14 protein-coding genes are annotated in these 16240 nt (G+C 72.3%); 11 read left to right on the top strand and 3 right to left on the bottom strand.

What is annotated here, in order from left to right:
* Nucleotides 1–125: 125 nt before the first annotated feature.
* The 7 genes from dxr (at nucleotide 126) to OHT52_RS06075 (ending at nucleotide 8486) form a co-directional block, all read left to right on the top strand.
* On the top strand, nucleotides 126–1379 hold the full coding sequence (dxr, locus tag OHT52_RS06105) for a 1-deoxy-D-xylulose-5-phosphate reductoisomerase (RefSeq protein ID WP_328719115.1): 1254 nt from the start codon (nucleotides 126–128) through the stop codon (nucleotides 1377–1379).
* Nucleotides 1376–2686, top strand: coding sequence for a M50 family metallopeptidase (locus OHT52_RS06100; protein WP_328719114.1), 1311 nt, complete (start codon nucleotides 1376–1378; stop codon nucleotides 2684–2686). The genes dxr and OHT52_RS06100 overlap by 4 nt, the downstream gene beginning before the upstream one ends.
* Before the next feature lie 218 nt (nucleotides 2687–2904).
* Nucleotides 2905–4059 carry a flavodoxin-dependent (E)-4-hydroxy-3-methylbut-2-enyl-diphosphate synthase gene (gene ispG / locus OHT52_RS06095; protein WP_328719113.1) on the top strand — a complete coding sequence of 385 codons (1155 nt, stop codon included), beginning with the start codon at nucleotides 2905–2907 and terminating at the stop codon, nucleotides 4057–4059.
* Between the two features lie 199 nt (nucleotides 4060–4258).
* Nucleotides 4259–5101 (top strand): GNAT family N-acetyltransferase, encoded by an 843-nt coding sequence (locus tag OHT52_RS06090; RefSeq protein ID WP_328723632.1) that lies wholly within the window; start codon nucleotides 4259–4261, stop codon nucleotides 5099–5101.
* A gap of 181 nt (nucleotides 5102–5282) precedes the next feature.
* Nucleotides 5283–6047 (top strand): DUF1684 domain-containing protein, encoded by a 765-nt coding sequence (locus tag OHT52_RS06085; protein ID WP_328719112.1) that lies wholly within the window; start codon nucleotides 5283–5285, stop codon nucleotides 6045–6047.
* 70 nt (nucleotides 6048–6117) lie between these two features.
* On the top strand, nucleotides 6118–6681 hold the full coding sequence (locus tag OHT52_RS06080; RefSeq protein ID WP_328719111.1) for a GNAT family N-acetyltransferase: 564 nt from the start codon (nucleotides 6118–6120) through the stop codon (nucleotides 6679–6681).
* A gap of 101 nt (nucleotides 6682–6782) precedes the next feature.
* Complete coding sequence (locus OHT52_RS06075; RefSeq protein WP_328719110.1) at nucleotides 6783–8486, top strand: proline--tRNA ligase; 1704 nt, start codon at nucleotides 6783–6785, stop codon at nucleotides 8484–8486.
* 82 nt (nucleotides 8487–8568) lie between these two features.
* Here the strand turns inward: OHT52_RS06075 and OHT52_RS06070 are convergent, their stop codons facing one another.
* From OHT52_RS06070 to OHT52_RS06060, 3 genes are read right to left on the bottom strand one after another with little or no spacing between them, the layout of a single operon-like run.
* A complete protein-coding gene (locus OHT52_RS06070) occupies nucleotides 8569–9498 on the bottom strand; it encodes an aminoglycoside phosphotransferase family protein (protein ID WP_328719109.1) in 930 nt (309 codons plus the stop codon).
* A gap of 41 nt (nucleotides 9499–9539) precedes the next feature.
* The gene (locus OHT52_RS06065) at nucleotides 9540–10022 is read right to left on the bottom strand and encodes a DUF4439 domain-containing protein (RefSeq protein ID WP_328719108.1); all 483 of its coding nucleotides are present in this window, start codon (nucleotides 10020–10022) and stop codon (nucleotides 9540–9542) included.
* The gene (locus tag OHT52_RS06060; protein ID WP_328719107.1) at nucleotides 10019–10612 is read right to left on the bottom strand and encodes a hypothetical protein; all 594 of its coding nucleotides are present in this window, start codon (nucleotides 10610–10612) and stop codon (nucleotides 10019–10021) included. Before OHT52_RS06060 ends, OHT52_RS06065 begins: the two co-directional genes overlap by 4 nt.
* Before the next feature lie 176 nt (nucleotides 10613–10788).
* Between OHT52_RS06060 and rimP the strand changes: the two genes are divergently transcribed.
* The 4 genes from rimP to infB all read left to right on the top strand — a co-directional run bounded on the left by rimP (nucleotide 10789) and on the right by infB (nucleotide 16124).
* The gene (rimP, locus tag OHT52_RS06055; protein ID WP_328719105.1) at nucleotides 10789–11295 is read left to right on the top strand and encodes a ribosome maturation factor RimP; all 507 of its coding nucleotides are present in this window, start codon (nucleotides 10789–10791) and stop codon (nucleotides 11293–11295) included.
* 2 nt (nucleotides 11296–11297) lie between these two features.
* Complete coding sequence (gene nusA / locus OHT52_RS06050; RefSeq protein ID WP_266709799.1) at nucleotides 11298–12338, top strand: transcription termination factor NusA; 1041 nt, start codon at nucleotides 11298–11300, stop codon at nucleotides 12336–12338.
* Nucleotides 12339–12549: 211 nt separating this feature from the next.
* On the top strand, nucleotides 12550–12837 hold the full coding sequence (locus OHT52_RS06045; RefSeq protein WP_328719104.1) for a YlxR family protein: 288 nt from the start codon (nucleotides 12550–12552) through the stop codon (nucleotides 12835–12837).
* A 146-nt stretch (nucleotides 12838–12983) separates the two neighbouring features.
* On the top strand, nucleotides 12984–16124 hold the full coding sequence (infB, locus tag OHT52_RS06040) for a translation initiation factor IF-2 (protein WP_328719103.1): 3141 nt from the start codon (nucleotides 12984–12986) through the stop codon (nucleotides 16122–16124).
* Nucleotides 16125–16240 lie beyond the last annotated feature (116 nt).

The raw sequence follows: 16240 nt of genomic DNA, 5'->3' as shown, positions 1-16240 counted from the left end.
CAGGAGGTCACGACCGCGCAGTGGGAGAGATTCCGGGCCGCGCGAGGCTGAACCCGCGGGCCCGGACTCGTGCGAGCCGGGACGCCCTGTCCTCACGCACAGCGGAAGCGGCAACAATGGGGGCCATGACCGACAGCCCTGCCCCCCTCGCCGATCCGCATCTCGTCCACGACGCGACGGAAGGCCGCCGGGACCTCGTGGTCCTCGGATCCACCGGGTCCATCGGAACCCAGGCCATCGACCTGGTGCTGCGCAACCCCGACCGCTTCCGGGTCACCGCGCTCTCGGCGGCGGGCGGGCGGGTCGCCCTGCTCGCCGCCCAGGCGCGCCGGCTCGCGGTGGACACGGTCGCCGTCGCCGCCGAGGACGCCGTACCCGCCCTGCGCGAGGCACTGCGCGCGGAGTACGGCACGGGGGAGCCGCTCCCCGAAATCCTGGCCGGCCCCGACGCCGCCGCCACCCTCGCCGCGAGCCCCTGCCACACCGTGCTCAACGGCATCACCGGCTCCATCGGCCTCGCGCCGACGCTGGCCGCGCTGAAGGCGGGCCGCACCCTGGCCCTGGCCAACAAGGAGTCGCTCATCGTCGGCGGCCCGCTGGTCAAGGCGCTGGCCAAGCCCGGCCAGATCATCCCGGTCGACTCCGAGCACGCCGCGCTCTTCCAGGCGATCGCCGCCGGTACCCGCGCCGACGTGGCGAAGCTCGTCGTCACCGCGTCCGGCGGCCCGTTCCGGGGCCGTACCCGGGCCGAACTGGCCGACGTCACCCGGGAGCAGGCGCTCGCCCACCCCACCTGGGCGATGGGCCCGGTCATCACGATCAACTCCGCGACCCTCGTCAACAAGGGGCTGGAGGTCATCGAGGCGCACCTCCTCTACGACATCCCGTTCGAGCGCATCGAGGTCGTCGTCCACCCGCAGTCGTACGTGCACTCCATGGTCGAGTTCACCGACGGGTCCACGCTCGCCCAGGCCACCCCGCCCGACATGCGGGGACCGATCGCCGTGGGCCTCGGCTGGCCGCAGCGCGTACCGGACGCCGCCCCGGCCTTCGACTGGACCAAGGCGTCCACCTGGGAGTTCTTCCCGCTCGACACCGAGGCGTTCCCCTCGGTCGGCCTCGCCCGGCACGTGGGCGCTCTCGGCGGGACCGCGCCGGCGGTCTTCAACGCCGCCAACGAGGAGTGCGTCGACGCGTTCCTGTCCGGCGCGCTCCCCTTCAACGGCATCATGGACACCGTCACCGCGGTGGTCGCCGAGCACGGCACCCCCGCCCCGGGAACTTCACTGACGGTCGCGGACGTCCTGGAAGCGGAGACCTGGGCGCGCGCCCGGGCCCGTGAACTCTCGGCGAAGTCGACGGCGGAGGCGCACGCATGAGTCTGAGCACGATCCTGCTGACGGTCCTGGGAATCGCCGTCTTCGTGGTGGGCCTGCTGTTCTCGATCGCCTGGCACGAGCTCGGCCACCTCTCCACGGCCAAGCTCTTCGGCATCCGGGTCCCGCAGTACATGGTCGGCTTCGGCCCCACCATCTGGTCGCGCAAGAAGGGCGACACCGAGTACGGCTTCAAGGCCATCCCGGCCGGCGGGTACATCCGCATGATCGGCATGTTCCCGCCGGGGCCGGACGGCAGGATCGAGGCGCGGTCCACCTCGCCCTGGCGGAGCATGATCGAGGACGCGAGATCCGCCGCCTTCGAGGAGCTCGAACCCGGCGACGAGAGCCGCCTCTTCTACACGCGCAAGCCGTGGAAGCGCGTCATCGTGATGTTCGCCGGTCCGTTCATGAACCTGGTCCTGGCCGTCGCGATCTTCCTCGGCGTCGCCATGACCTTCGGCTTCCAGACCCAGACCACCGAGGTGGCCGGGGTCCAGAAGTGCGTCATCGAACAGAGCGAGAAGCGCGAGAAGTGCGAACCCGGCGACCCGGTCTCCCCGGCGCTCGCCGCGGGTCTGCGTGAGGGCGACAAGATCGTCGCCTTCGACGGCGCGAGGGTCGACGACTGGGACAAGCTCTCCGACCTCATCCGCCGGACCATCGGCCCCGCCGACATCACCGTCCAGCGGGGCGGCCAGGAGGTCACCCTCCACGCCGTGCTCGCCAAGAACGTCGTGGTGAAGAAGGACGACAAGGGCGAGGCGGTCGAGGGCAAGTGGGTGGACGCCGGTTACCTCGGCTTCGCCGCCCGCAGCGAGATCGTGCCCCTCTCCTTCGGCGACTCCGTCGTGCGGATGGGCGACATGATCGAGAACGGCGTCGACTCGATCATCGCCCTGCCCTCCAAGATCCCCGGACTGTGGAACGCCGCCTTCGACGGCGGGGAGCGCGCCGACGACTCCCCGGTGGGCGTGGTCGGAGCCGCCCGGATCGGCGGCGAGGTGATGACCCTCGACGTCCCCGCGCAGAACCAGATCGCGATGATGCTGTTCCTGCTGGCGGGCTTCAACCTCTCGCTCTTCCTCTTCAACATGCTGCCGCTGCTGCCCCTGGACGGCGGCCACATCGCGGGCGCCCTCTGGGAGGCGCTGCGCCGCAACCTGGCCAAGGTCTTCAAGCGGCCCGACCCCGGCCCGTTCGACGTGGCGAAGCTCATGCCCGTCGCCTACGTGGTGGCTGGAATCTTCATCTGCTTCACGCTCCTGGTGCTCGTCGCCGACATCGTGAACCCGGTCAAGATCAGCTGACCGTGACCTCGCCGACCTCGTGAACCCGGCGGGAATGGCCGGGCACGGGGCAGGAGTGGCGGCCGGGCGCACCCGTGGCGTCCGGCCGCACCCACGGACGGAACCCGTCGGCGTTCCGAACCGGGTGCTGCGTCCGCCGGGCCCTCGGTGCCGTAACCTCGAAAGCTGTAGCCCGCCGATTTCCGGGCCTCGATCCACACCTTGGGGATGCTCAGCGCATGACTGCGATTTCTCTCGGAATGCCGGCCGTTCCGATCAAGCTCGCCGACCGACGCGTCAGCCGTCAGATCCAGGTGGGATCGGTGGCCGTCGGCGGGGACGCTCCCGTCTCGGTGCAGTCGATGACGACGACGCGCACCTCGGACATCGGTGCGACGCTCCAGCAGATCGCCGAGCTGACCGCCTCCGGCTGCCAGATCGTGCGGGTGGCGTGCCCCACGCAGGACGACGCCGACGCGCTGGCCACCATCGCCAGGAAGTCGCAGATCCCCGTCATCGCCGACATCCACTTCCAGCCCAAGTACGTCTTCGCCGCCATCGACGCCGGCTGCGCCGCGGTCCGGGTCAACCCGGGCAACATCAAGCAGTTCGACGACAAGGTCAAGGAGATCGCCCGCGCCGCGGGCGCGGCGGGCACCCCGATCCGGATCGGCGTGAACGCCGGGTCCCTCGACGCCCGTCTGCTGAAGAAGTACGGCAAGGCCACCCCCGAGGCGCTGGTCGAGTCCGCCCTCTGGGAGGCGTCCCTCTTCGAGGAGCACGGCTTCCGGGACATCAAGATCTCGGTCAAGCACAACGACCCGGTGGTCATGATCAACGCCTACCGCCAGCTGGCCGCCGCGTGCGACTACCCGCTGCACCTCGGCGTCACCGAGGCCGGACCGGCGTTCCAGGGCACCATCAAGTCCGCCGTCGCCTTCGGCGCGCTGCTCTCCGAGGGCATCGGCGACACGATCCGCGTCTCCCTCTCGGCCCCGCCGGCCGAGGAGGTCAAGGTCGGCCTCCAGATCCTGGAGTCCCTCAACCTCAAGCAGCGCCGCCTGGAGATCGTCTCCTGCCCGTCCTGCGGTCGCGCCCAGGTCGACGTGTACAAGCTCGCCGACCAGGTCAGCGCCGGCCTCGAAGGCATGGAGGTGCCGCTGCGCGTCGCCGTCATGGGCTGCGTCGTCAACGGTCCGGGCGAGGCCCGCGAGGCCGACCTCGGCGTCGCCTCCGGCAACGGCAAGGGCCAGATCTTCGTGAAGGGCGAGATCATCAAGACCGTCCCCGAGTCGAAGATCGTCGAGACCCTCATCGAGGAGGCGCTGAAGATCGCCGAGCAGATGGAGAAGGACGGCATCGCCTCGGGCGAGCCCCAGGTCGCCGTCAGCTGACCACCGCACCGGGGCGTACCCGACCGCGCCGGCACCCTCCGCGCTCCGCCAGGACGACACCGTCCGGGCGGGGCGCGGCGGCGTTCCCGCGGCCGGCTCCGTGCGGTCCGCTGCCCGGCCTTCGGATGCGGGCGGCGCCCCACAGCCTTGTTGGGTACAGTGCGGAAATCAGCAGACCGTATGGTGAGGCCCCCTCGTGTTGACGCACACCACCACCCGGGTCCTCGAACCCAGTGACCTCGGCGCCGCTCTGGCCATTCTGGAGAGCGATCCCGTGGCCAACGCCTTCGTGACCTCCCGTGTCCAGATCGCCGGGCTCGACCCCTGGCGCCTCGGCGGTGAGATGTGGGGCTGGTACGCGGACGGGATGCTCCGCTCGCTCTGCTACTCCGGTGCCAACCTCGTCCCCATCTGCGCGGGACCCGAGGCCGTACGCGCCTTCGCGGACCGCGCCCGCAGGGCCGGGCGCCGCTGCTCCTCCATCGTCGGCCCGGTCGAGGCCACCGCACTGCTGTGGCGCCTGCTCGAACCCGGCTGGGGGCCCGCCCGCGAGGTCCGCGCCAACCAGCCGCTGATGGTCACCGACCGCCCCTCCACCACCGTGGACCCCGATCCGTACGTCCGCCGCATCCGCAAGGACGAGATGGACGTGATCCTGCCCGCCTGCGTGGCGATGTTCACCGAGGAGGTCGGGGTCTCCCCGCTCGCGGGCGACGGCGGACTGCTCTACCAGGCACGGGTCGCCGAACTCATCGGCGCGGGCCGCTCGTTCGCCCGCATCGACGACGGCAAGGTCGTCTTCAAGGCCGAGATCGGCGCGGCGACCGACCGGGCCTGCCAGATCCAGGGGGTCTGGGTCGCCCCGGAATTCCGGGGCCTGCGCCTCTCCGAGACCGGGATGTCCGCCGTGCTCAACCACGCGCTCGCCGACGTGGCCCCGCTGGTCAGCCTGTACGTCAACGACTTCAACACCGCCGCCCGCCGGGCGTACAGCCGGGTCGGCTTCCGGGAGACCGGGGCCTTCATGAGCGTCCTGTTCTGACGCCCCGCCCCGGGCGCCCCGCCCCGGGCGTGCGTACCGGTTCCGACGACGGCCGCGCCTCGTGCACCGGCCGTGCGGTGGGCGTCGCCCGGCCGACCTATAGTCGGCAAGGGGGACCGCTGAGGGCCGCTGACCGGTACGTCCGGGACGCCGCCGCCCTCCGACGCGAATGAGCACGCCGATGACCGAGACCGCGTCCCCCGCCGACGACCACGCCGCCCCGCCCACCACCACCGCCCCGGCGGGGGCGGACGCCCGTACGGCCTGGGAGGCGTGGCGCGAGGAGCGCCACGCCTCCGTCACCGCGCCCACCGGCAACCTCGCCCTGGTGGAGACCCGCCCGACGGCTCCCGGAGAGGTGCCCGACCCCGTCGCCGCCGCCGAGGGCCTGCCCGGCAGCGTCACGGTGACGGTCGTGGAGCGGACCGAGCCGGTCAGCGGAGCACCCGAACACTTCCTGCGCTTCTGGGACGCCGAGGCGCCCGCGATCCACTCCTTCCAGCGGATCGACACCTTCCCGTACGACCCGGCCTGGGTGCTCGACGCCGCCTACACGCCCGTCGAAGGCGCCCGCAAGGTCGCGTTCGAGCACATCCGCGACAACGGCGGCACCCGCGACCTGGTCGTCCCCGGCGACATCGCGCTGACCGTGGACGGCACCGATTACACCCTGAGCGCCTTCGACGACGACGGCACCCTGCTGCTGGTCTTCGGCGACCCCACCAACGGCGACTCCACCTACGGCGCCGGACGGTTCCTCTTCGTCCCGCACGAGGCCGGAAGCGACCGGGTCACCCTCGACTTCAACCGCGCCTTCGTACCGCCCTGCGGCTTCTCGGACCAGTACAACTGCCCGATGCCGCCCCGGCAGAACCGCCTCCACCTGCCTGTCGAGGCGGGGGAGAAGCTCCCCGTGGCCGAGGAACCGGACGGCACCGGGCACTGAACCCGCGCCGAACCGCACCCCGGTCGGCCCCCCGAGGCCCTCCCGGGCGGCCGGAGTAGTCTCCCGTGCCATGCCGCACTTTCCCGGAGACCTCAGCGAACCACCCCTGATCGGGCCGCTCGACCTCGCGTCCCGCGTGGACGAGGCGCTCCAGGTGCAGGCCCTCGCCTTCGGGCTCGACGCCCCGGAGGTCGCCGTACGCCGCCAGATCGTGCTGCGCCACCTCACCCTCCCCGGCGCCCGCGCGCTGGGCGCCACCTCCCCCTCCGGACGGCTGCTCGGCTTCGTCTACGGGCTGCCCAACGACCGCGGCCACTGGTGGTCGGGGGTGGTCGAGCCCTACCTGCGCGAGCGGGGAACCGAGGAGTGGCTGGACGACTCCTTCGTCATCACCGAACTCCACGTCCACCCCGGCTTCCAGCAGCACGGCATCGGCCGCGCCCTCATCACCGGGCTGACCGACTCCGCCGCCGAGCCGCGCTCCATCCTGTCGGCCATCGACACCGACAGCCCCGCACGCGGTCTCTACCGCTCTCTCGGCTACCGCGACCTCGCCCGGCAGGTGGTCTTCCCCAGCGCCCCGCTGCCGTACGCCGTCATGGGAGCCCCGCTGCCACTGCGCCGCGGAATCTGACGGATTTCCGCCCGCACCCGCCGCCCGGCTAATCTCGGGGCCATCACCTTCGGGGGTCCGGGGGCGTCCCCCCGGAAGACACAGTCGAGCAGGAGTTCACCATGGCCCAGGTCCAGCGCATGTCCCGATTGATGATCAAGACACTGCGCGACGACCCGGCGGACGCCGAGACGCTCAACCACAAGCTGCTCGTCCGGGCCGGTTACGTCCGCCGCACCGCCGCCGGTATCTGGTCCTGGCTGCCGCTCGGCAAGAAGGTCCTGGAGAACATCACCCGCGTCGTCCGCGAGGAGATGGACGCCATCGGCGGCCAGGAGGTGCTGCTCCCCGCGCTGCTGCCCAAGGAGGCGTACGAGGCGAGCGGCCGGTACGACGAGTACGGCGACCTGCTCTTCCGCCTCAAGGACCGCAAGGGCGCGGACTACCTCCTCGGCCCCACCCACGAGGAGATCTTCACCCAGGTCGTCAAGGACATGTGTTCGTCCTACAAGGACCTGCCGGTGATCCTGTACCAGATCCAGACCAAGTACCGCGACGAGGCCCGCCCCCGCGCCGGTGTGCTGCGCGGCCGCGAGTTCCAGATGAAGGACTCGTACTCCTTCGACACCACCGACGAGGGCCTGGCCGAGGCGTACCGGCTGCACCGCGCCGCGTACATCCGGATCTTCGAGCGCCTCGGCCTCGACCACCGCATCGTCTCCGCCGTCTCCGGCGCCATGGGCGGCTCCGCCTCCGAGGAGTTCCTCGCCCCGGCGCCCGCCGGCGAGGACACCTTCGTCGACTGCCCGAACTGCGACTACGCAGCCAACACCGAGGCCGTGACCTTCAAGGCCACCGCCGTGGACGGCTCGGCGCACGGCCCGGTCGAGGAGCTGGACACCCCGGACACCCCGACCATCGAGACCCTCGCCGCCCACCTCGGCGTCCCGGCCTCCGCCACCCTGAAGAACCTCCTGGTCAAGGTCGACGGCGAGATCGTCGCCGTGGGCGTCCCCGGTGACCGCGAGGTCGACCTCGGCAAGCTCGGCGAGCACCTGGCCCCGGCCGTGGTGGAGCTGGTCACCGCCGAGGACTTCGTGGGCCGCCCCGACCTGGTGCGCGGTTACGTCGGCCCGCAGGGCCTGGAGAAGGTCCGCTACATCGCCGACCCCCGCGTCGCCGCCGGCACCTCCTGGATCACCGGCGCCAACAAGGACGGCAAGCACGCGAAGAACGTCGTCGCGGGCCGCGACTTCGAGGTGGACGACTACCTCGACGTCGTCGTCGTCGAGGCGGGCGACCCCTGCCCGAAGTGCGGCACCGGCCTCCAGGTGGACCGTGCCATCGAGATCGGCCACATCTTCCAGCTCGGCCGCAAGTACGCCGACATCTTCAACCTCGACGTCCTCGGCCAGCAGGGCAAGCCGGTCCGCGTCACGATGGGCTCCTACGGCATCGGCGTCTCCCGTGCGGTGGCCGCCCTCGCCGAGCAGACCGCCGACGACAAGGGCCTGTGCTGGCCCCGCGAGATCGCCCCGGCCGACGTGCACGTCGTCGCCGCGGGCAAGGCGCTCCAGACCGAGCTGGCCCTGGAGGTCTCCGAGAAGCTGAAGGCGGCGGGCGCCCGGGTGCTGGTCGACGACCGCGCCGGTGTCTCCCCGGGTGTGAAGTTCACCGACGCCGAGCTGATCGGCGTGCCGACCATCCTCGTCGCGGGCCGCCGCTCCGCCGAAGGCGTGGTCGAGCTCAAGGACCGCCGCACCGGCGAGCGCGAGGAGCTCACCGTCGACGAGGCGATCGCCCGCATCGCCGCCGACCTGGGCTGACCTTCCGGCCCTTGGTACGACGAACCCCCCGCGCACCCGGTGCGCGGGGGGTTCGTCCGTACCAAGGGCGGGGAAGCGCGGGTCAGAGCCAGCCGGCGAACTCCAGCGACATCTCGCCGGTCTGCCGCCGCCCCTCGGCCAGTGCCCGGGTGCCCGACTCCACCGCACGGAACAGCGTCCAGCCGTGCAGCCGCTCCTGGCCCACCTCCAGCGAGTCCGCCAGCTTGCGCACCCGGCGCCGCGCGGTCGCGGGCCCGCCCGGCGAGGCGATCAGGTCCTCCACCCGGTCGCGCACCAGACGCGCGAGGTCGTAGGCGCGCTCACCCACCAGCGGCTCCGGCCCGACCGTCAGCCAGGGCGCCCGCTCGCCCGACAGCACCTTGCTCTGGCGGAAGTTGCCGTGCAGCAGCAACTCCTCGGCGGGGTCCGCGACCAGCTCCTCGCGGACCGTCAGCGCCGCCTCCACCAGGGGCGCCAGCTCCGGGTCCCCGGCGGCGAACGCACGCATCGCGCCGGTCCGCCGCCCGGTCCGTTCCGCGACCGTCTCGAACGCGTGCCCCTCGGGCGGTGTCACCCAGAGTCTGCGCACGGTGCCCGCCGCCTCCAGCAGGGCCTTGGCCTCCGGCAGCGAACGCAGCGACACCTCCGGATGCAGGCGTTCCAGCAGCATCCCGCCGCCGGGCTCCGCCCCGGGCGCGGCGTCGGGCGGCGACAGCAGGCGTACCGAGCCCCAGCCGTTCCAGTGGGCCAGTGCGGCGCGCTCGGCGTCCGGCGCCGCCCCGGGCGGGGCGATCTTCAGCGCGGCCGGGGTGTCGTCCGCCCGGCGTACCAGCAGGACCACGCTGGTACGCCCGCCGGGGGCGGCCACCCGGTCGACGGAGAGGTCCCGGCCGCCGGCGGACAGTTCCGCCTCCACCAGTGCGCCGAGCGAGCCCAGCCACGCGTCGGCCGCGGCCCTCCCGTACTGCTCCTCCAGCGCCCGCGCCAGACGTTGCGGCGGTTCGAAACCCATACCTGACCTGTACCTTTCCGAGGCCGGTCCAGTGACCCGTCTCAATGCGTCCCGGCGGCGCCCGCGGCCTCCAGGGGAGAGGGGGACCCGGTCCCCGCCCGCCCGGCCCGTTCCGCGAGCCCGGGGAAGGCCGTGCCGGAGCCCCGCCAGTGGGCCGCGCGCACGGCGGCCTCCCGCAGGGCGAGCGCGGCGTCCCGCCGGGCGGTGCCCTCCGTGGCGCGTACGAGGTCGGCGCAGGCACCCGCGACGCCGTCCTCCAGGACGGCCGCCAGCCGGAGCGCTGCCGCACCGTCACGCACCGCGAACGGCAGAGCGTACGCGGCGTCCGCCGCCACCGGTACACCGCCCAGGTCCCGCACCGCCCGGGCGAGGGCGTCCCGGCGGGCCCGGTGCGCGTGGTACGCGCCCGTCGCCTCGGAGCGGCGGCTGCCGGAGGCGCGCGCACCCACCACGCCGTAGCCGTACACGGCCGCGTGCTCGGCGGCCAGGGCGGCCTGCGCCGCCTTCAGTGCCTGGGCCGTCATGATGCCGGGGTCTCCTTGGCCAGTTCGGTCAGCAGGTACGCGTGCACGCCGCAGGCGGCGGCGACCGACGCCAGCAGCCGGGACAGCTCGGGTTCCGCCTCCAGCAGCGCGGCGGTGTGCGCGTCGCCCGCCCGCCGGGCCTCGGCCGCCAGCTCCTTCAGCGCCGTCCGCGCATCCCCCGCCGGGGTGGCGGACGGGGCGGGGGTGCTGCCGACCGCCTCGGTCGAGGGCGCGGCGGTCGCGGAGGGCAGCGGGGCCGGGTCGGTCGCCGACGGGCTCGGCGACGGACTCGTGGTGCCCTCGGCGAGCGCCTCGGCGTGCTGGCGTACGGCCGCTCGCAGCGGGGCGAGCCCGGCGTCGGTGACGGGGTGGGCGGCGGCGACCTCGTCGTACCGCGCCAGCAGGGCGGCGCTGGTCCGCACGCCGGCCGTCCGCAGTCTCTGCTCCGGGCTCGTCCGGACGGTCCGGGCGGTCCCGGTCCGCCCGGACGGCGACCGCTCCTCGCCGTCGCAGCCCGCCAGCACCCCTCCCGCCGCGAGCGCCCCGGCGGCGGTGAGTGCCCCCCTGCGCGTCGTCCCCGTGCGCCGCACTTTTCTCCTTCGGGCCTGAACAAGTCCTGACAGGATCTGTCCTGAAGTGATCACCGCAGGCGAGCGTACCCGCGCGAGGGCGCCCTGAGGACGGCAACACCCCCCGCGACCGGATACCCTTTGTCCTGACGCACGACGATCCCCACAACAGCAGACGCGGCCGAGGAGTCACCCGGATGAGCACCAACCAGAGCGAGAGGCTGCGCGGGCTGCTCGAACCGCTCGTCGCCGCCGCACAGCTCGACCTCGAAGAGATCGAGGTGTCCCGGGCCGGCCGCCGCCGTGTGCTGCGGATCGTCGTCGATTCGGACGACGGCGTCGAACTCGACACCTGCGCGGAGCTGAGCCGCTCCCTCTCCGAGAAGCTCGACGAGACCGACGCGATGGGCGAGGACGAGTACGTCCTGGAAGTGAGCTCGCCGGGCGCCGACCGCCCGTTGACCGAGCACCGCCACTACGTCCGCGCCACCGGCCGGCTGGTCAAGTTCAAGCTGACCGCCGAGGCGGGCGCCGACGAGTTGATCGCGCGCATCCTGGAGGCCGACGACGAGGGCCTCGACCTGGAGATCCCGGGCGTCAAGGGCCGCAAGCCCACCGCACGCCGGATCGCCTTCGCCGAGATCGACAAGGCGCGCGTGGAGATCGAATTCAACCGCAAGGACAAGAAGGAAGAGGAGGCGTAGCCGTGGACATCGATGTGAAGCTTCTGAAGGGCTTGGCGCAGGACAAGGGAATCCCGTTCGACGTGCTCGTCGGGGCGATCGAGTCGGCCCTCCTCATCGCGTACCACCGCACGGACGGCAGCTTCCGCCGGGCGCGCGTGGAGCTGGACCGCAACGGCCACGTCACCGTCTGGGCGACGGAGGACCCGGCCGACCTGGAAGAGGGCCAGGAGGCCAAGGAGTTCGACGACACCCCGTCCGGCTTCGGCCGCATCGCGGCGACCACCGCCAAGCAGGTCATCCTGCAGCGGCTGCGCGACGCCGAGGACGACCGGACCTTCGGCGAGTACGCGGGCCACGAGGGCGACGTCGTCACCGGCGTGGTCCAGCAGGGCAAGGACCCGCGCAACGTCCTCGTCGACATCGGCAAGCTCGAAGCCATCCTGCCGGTGCAGGAGCAGGTGCCGGGCGAGGAGTACACCCACGGTCTGCGGCTGCGCACCTACGTCGTCCGGGTGGCCAAGGGTGTTCGCGGCCCGTCCGTGACGCTGTCGCGCACCCACCCCAACCTGGTGAAGAAGCTCTTCGCGCTGGAGGTCCCGGAGATCGCCGACGGTTCCGTCGAGATCTGCGCCATCGCCCGCGAGGCCGGCCACCGCACCAAGATCGCGGTCCGCTCCACCCGGTCCGGGCTCAACCCCAAGGGCGCCTGCATCGGCCCGATGGGCGGCCGTGTCCGCAACGTCATGGCCGAGCTGCACGGCGAGAAGATCGACATCGTGGACTGGTCCGACGACCCGGCCGAGATGGTCGCCAACGCGCTGTCCCCCGCGCGGGTGAGCAAGGTCGAGGTCGTTGACCTCGGCGCCCGCTCCGCCCGGGTGACCGTGCCCGACTACCAGCTCTCGCTGGCGATCGGCAAGGAGGGGCAGAACGCCCGTCTGGCCGCCCGCCTCACCGGCTGGCGCATCGACATCCGCCCGGACACCGAGACGGACGAGGAGCGCGACGTCGCCGACCGTGAGCGGGCCGAGCGGGCCCGGGAGCGTTCGGAGCGCGGCTGACCGCCGTACGGTCACCGGCTGCCGGAGCCGTACCTCCGCGGCCGGGCCGCCGGAGCGGTGCCGCCCGCGAGGGTGGGCGCCCCCGGTGGAACCGGGGCCCTGAGGGGCCGCGAGGAATAGATCGACGCGGTAACCCGCTGGAGATCACAACAACATCCGTTCGATTTTTGCCCCAAAGGGGTGAGGTCGGCGCGGGGAGGTAGACTTAGCCGTGTCTGGCCGGACGCAAGCCCGCGCTTGTCCCGAACGCACCTGTGTGGGATGCCGGGAGCGAGCGGCCAAGAGCGAGTTGCTGCGCATCGTGGTGGACGAGGGCGCTTGTGCGCCTGATCCACGCGGTACGCTGCCCGGCCGGGGTGCCTATGTGCACCCGGCATCTGTCTGTCTCGACCTGGCGGTCCGCCGCCGGGCATTCCCCCGGGCCTTCAAGGCCAAGGGGCCGTTCGACACCTCCGCGTTGCAGCGGTTCGTCGAGCGGGTGGCACCGCAGGAAAAATGAACGTGAACGGCACGGGTCCCCGTGCGGTCAGGTACCTCGCGAGTTGGAAGTAGGTCGAGATTGCGATGAGCACTCGATGAGTACGCGATGAGTACGCCCATGAAGTAGCGACGGTCCGGCGGTAACCCGGACCTAAAAGGAGCGAAGTGGCTAAGGTCCGGGTATACGAACTCGCCAAGGAGTTCGGCGTCGAGAGCAAGGTCGTCATGGCCAAGCTCCAAGAACTCGGTGAATTCGTCCGTTCGGCGTCCTCGACGATCGAGGCGCCGGTTGTACGCAAGTTGACCGATGCACTGCAGGGACCCGGCGGCAACGCCGGCAAGTCCGCTGCCAAGCCGGGAGCGCCTCGCAAGGCCGCCCCCGCCAAGCCCGCGGCGCCCTCCCCGGCCGCTGCGGCACGTCCCGCCGCCCCCAAGCCCGGCGCACCGGCTCCCAAGCCGACCGCCGAGCCGGAGGCAGGCGCCCCCGCGGCTCCCGCCGCACCGTCGGCCGGTCCCCGTCCGGGCCCGCGTCCGGCTCCCCGGCCCGCCCCGGTGACCCCGGTCCCCGTCGCCGAGTTCTCGGCGCCGGCCCCGGCCCAGCCGGCCGCGCCCCAGCAGCCCCAGGCCCCGCGTCCCGCGGGTGCCACTCCGGGCCCGCGCCCCGCCCCCGCCCGTCCGGCCCCGGCCGGCGGTCAGCGTGACGGCGGCCAGCGCGACAACCGTGACGGCGGTCAGCGTGACAACCGCGGCGAGCGTGGCGGCGACCGCCCCGCGCGTCCCGCGGGTCAGGGCGCCCCGCGTCCCGGCGGCGCACGTCCGGCCGGTCCCCGTCCGGGCAACAACCCGTTCACCTCCGGCGGCTCCACCGGCATGGCGCGCCCCCAGGCGCCCCGTCCCGGCGGTGCCCCGCGCCCCGGTGGGCAGGAGCGCCCCGGCGCCCCGCGCCCGCAGGGCAACACCGGTGGCCCCGGCGGCGCTCCGCGTCCGCAGGGTGCCCAGGGCGGCGCTCGTCCGACCCCGGGCGGGATGCCCCGCCCGCAGGCTCCGCGTCCCGGCGCCCCCGCCGGTAACCGTCCGAACCCCGGCATGATGCCGCAGCGTCCCGCTGCGGGCCCGCGTCCCGGCGGTGGCCCCGGCGGTGGCCGTGGTCCCGGCGGCGGTGCGGGTCGTCCCGGCGGCGCCGGCGGTGCCGGTCGTCCCGGTGGCGGCGGCGGCTTCGCGGGTCGTCCCGGTGGCGGCGGCGGTGGCGGCTTCGCCGGCCGTCCGGCCGGTCCCGGTGGTGGCGGCGGCGGTGCCGGTCGTCCCGGCGGCGGTGGCGGCGGCTTCGGCGGTCGTCCCGGCTTCGGTGGACGTCCCGGCGGCCCCGGTGGCCGTGGTGGCACACAGGGTGCGTTCGGCCGTCCCGGCGGTCCGGCGCGTCGTGGTCGCAAGTCGAAGCGGCAGAGGCGCCAGGAGTACGAGGCCATGCAGGCCCCGTCGGTCGGCGGCGTCATGCTGCCTCGCGGCAACGGACAGGCCGTCCGTCTGTCGCGCGGTGCCTCGCTCACCGACTTCGCCGAGAAGATCGGCGCCAACCCGGCGTCGCTCGTCGGCGTGATGATGAACCTCGGCGAGATGGTCACCGCCACGCAGTCCGTCTCCGACGAGACGCTGAAGCTCCTCGCGGACGAGATGAACTTCGTCCTGGAGATCGTCAGCCCGGAGGAGGAGGACCGCGAGCTGCTCGAGTCCTTCGACATCGAGTTCGGCGAGGACGAGGGCGGCGAGGAAGCACTCATCGCCCGTCCGCCGGTCGTGACCGTCATGGGTCACGTCGACCACGGTAAGACCCGACTCCTCGACGCGATCCGCAAGACGAACGTCGTCGCGGGCGAGGCCGGCGGCATCACCCAGCACATCGGTGCCTACCAGGTCTCCGCCGAGGTCAACGGCGAGGACCGGAAGATCACCTTCATCGACACCCCGGGTCACGAGGCGTTCACCGCCATGCGTGCCCGTGGTGCGAAGTCGACCGACATCGCGATCCTCGTGGTGGCGGCCAACGACGGTGTGATGCCCCAGACGATCGAGGCGCTGAACCACGCCAAGGCGGCCGACGTGCCGATCGTGGTCGCGGTCAACAAGATCGACGTCGAGGGTGCCGACCCGGTCAAGGTGCGCGGTCAGCTCACCGAGTTCGGTCTGGTGGCCGAGGAGTACGGCGGCGACACCATGTTCGTCGACATCTCCGCCAAGCAGGGTCTGAACATCGACTCCCTGCTGGAGGCCGTCGTCCTCACCGCCGACGCCTCGCTCGACCTGCGGGCCAACCCGGAGCAGGACGCGCAGGGTATCGCCATCGAGTCCCACCTCGACCGCGGTCGCGGTGCCGTCGCCACCGTCCTGGTGCAGCGAGGCACGCTGCGGGTCGGCGACACGATGGTCGTGGGCGACGCCTACGGCCGTGTCCGCGCCATGCTCGACGACAAGGGCGAGAACGTCGAGGAAGCGGGTCCGTCGACCCCCGTCCTCGTCCTCGGTCTCACCAACGTCCCGGGTGCCGGCGACAACTTCCTGGTCGTCGACGAGGACCGCACGGCCCGGCAGATCGCCGAGAAGCGTGCGGCCCGTGAGCGCAACGCCAACTTCGCCCGCAAGGGTGTCCGGTTCTCCCTGGAGAACCTCGACGAGGCGCTCAAGGCTGGTCTGGTCCAGGAACTCAACCTCATCATCAAGGGCGACGCGTCCGGTTCGGTGGAGGCTCTCGAGTCCTCGCTGCTCCAGCTCGACGTCGGCGACGAGGTCGACATCCGCATCCTGCACCGCGGTGTGGGTGCGGTCACCGAGTCGGACATCAACCTGGCGACCGGCTCCGACGCCATCGTGATCGGCTTCAACGTGCGTGCCGCAGGGCGCGCGCAGCAGATGGCCGAGCGCGAGGGCGTGGACGTCCGGTACTACTCGGTCATCTACCAGGCGATCGAAGAGATCGAAGCGGCCCTCAAGGGCATGCTCAAGCCGGAGTACGAAGAGGTCGAGCTCGGCACGGCGGAGATCCGCGAGGTCTTCCGCTCGTCCAAGCTGGGCAACATCGCCGGTGTCCTGGTCCGCTCGGGCGAGGTCAAGCGCAACACCAAGGCGCGCCTGCTCCGCGACGGCAAGGTCATCGCGGAGAACCTCAACATCTCCGGTCTGCGCCGCTTCAAGGACGACGTCACCGAGATCCGCGAAGGCTTCGAGGGCGGTATCAACCTCGGAAACTTCAACGACATCAAGATCGACGACGTCATCGCGACGTACGAGATGCGCGAGAAGCCGCGAGGCTGACCCGTACCTCAACAGTCGGGGCCGATCGGCGGAAGGTAATTCCGTCGATCGGCCCCGGCCGTTCCGTGTACGGTTCTCGTGTCCCTGCCACGCGTGAGCAGGGCGCGAACCCGAAC

The organism is Streptomyces sp. NBC_00247 (genome assembly GCF_036188265.1).
GTDB lineage: Bacteria > Actinomycetota > Actinomycetes > Streptomycetales > Streptomycetaceae > Streptomyces.
Note: the sequence above shows the minus strand (reverse complement) of the source record. Positions and strands in the feature narration are given on the sequence as shown.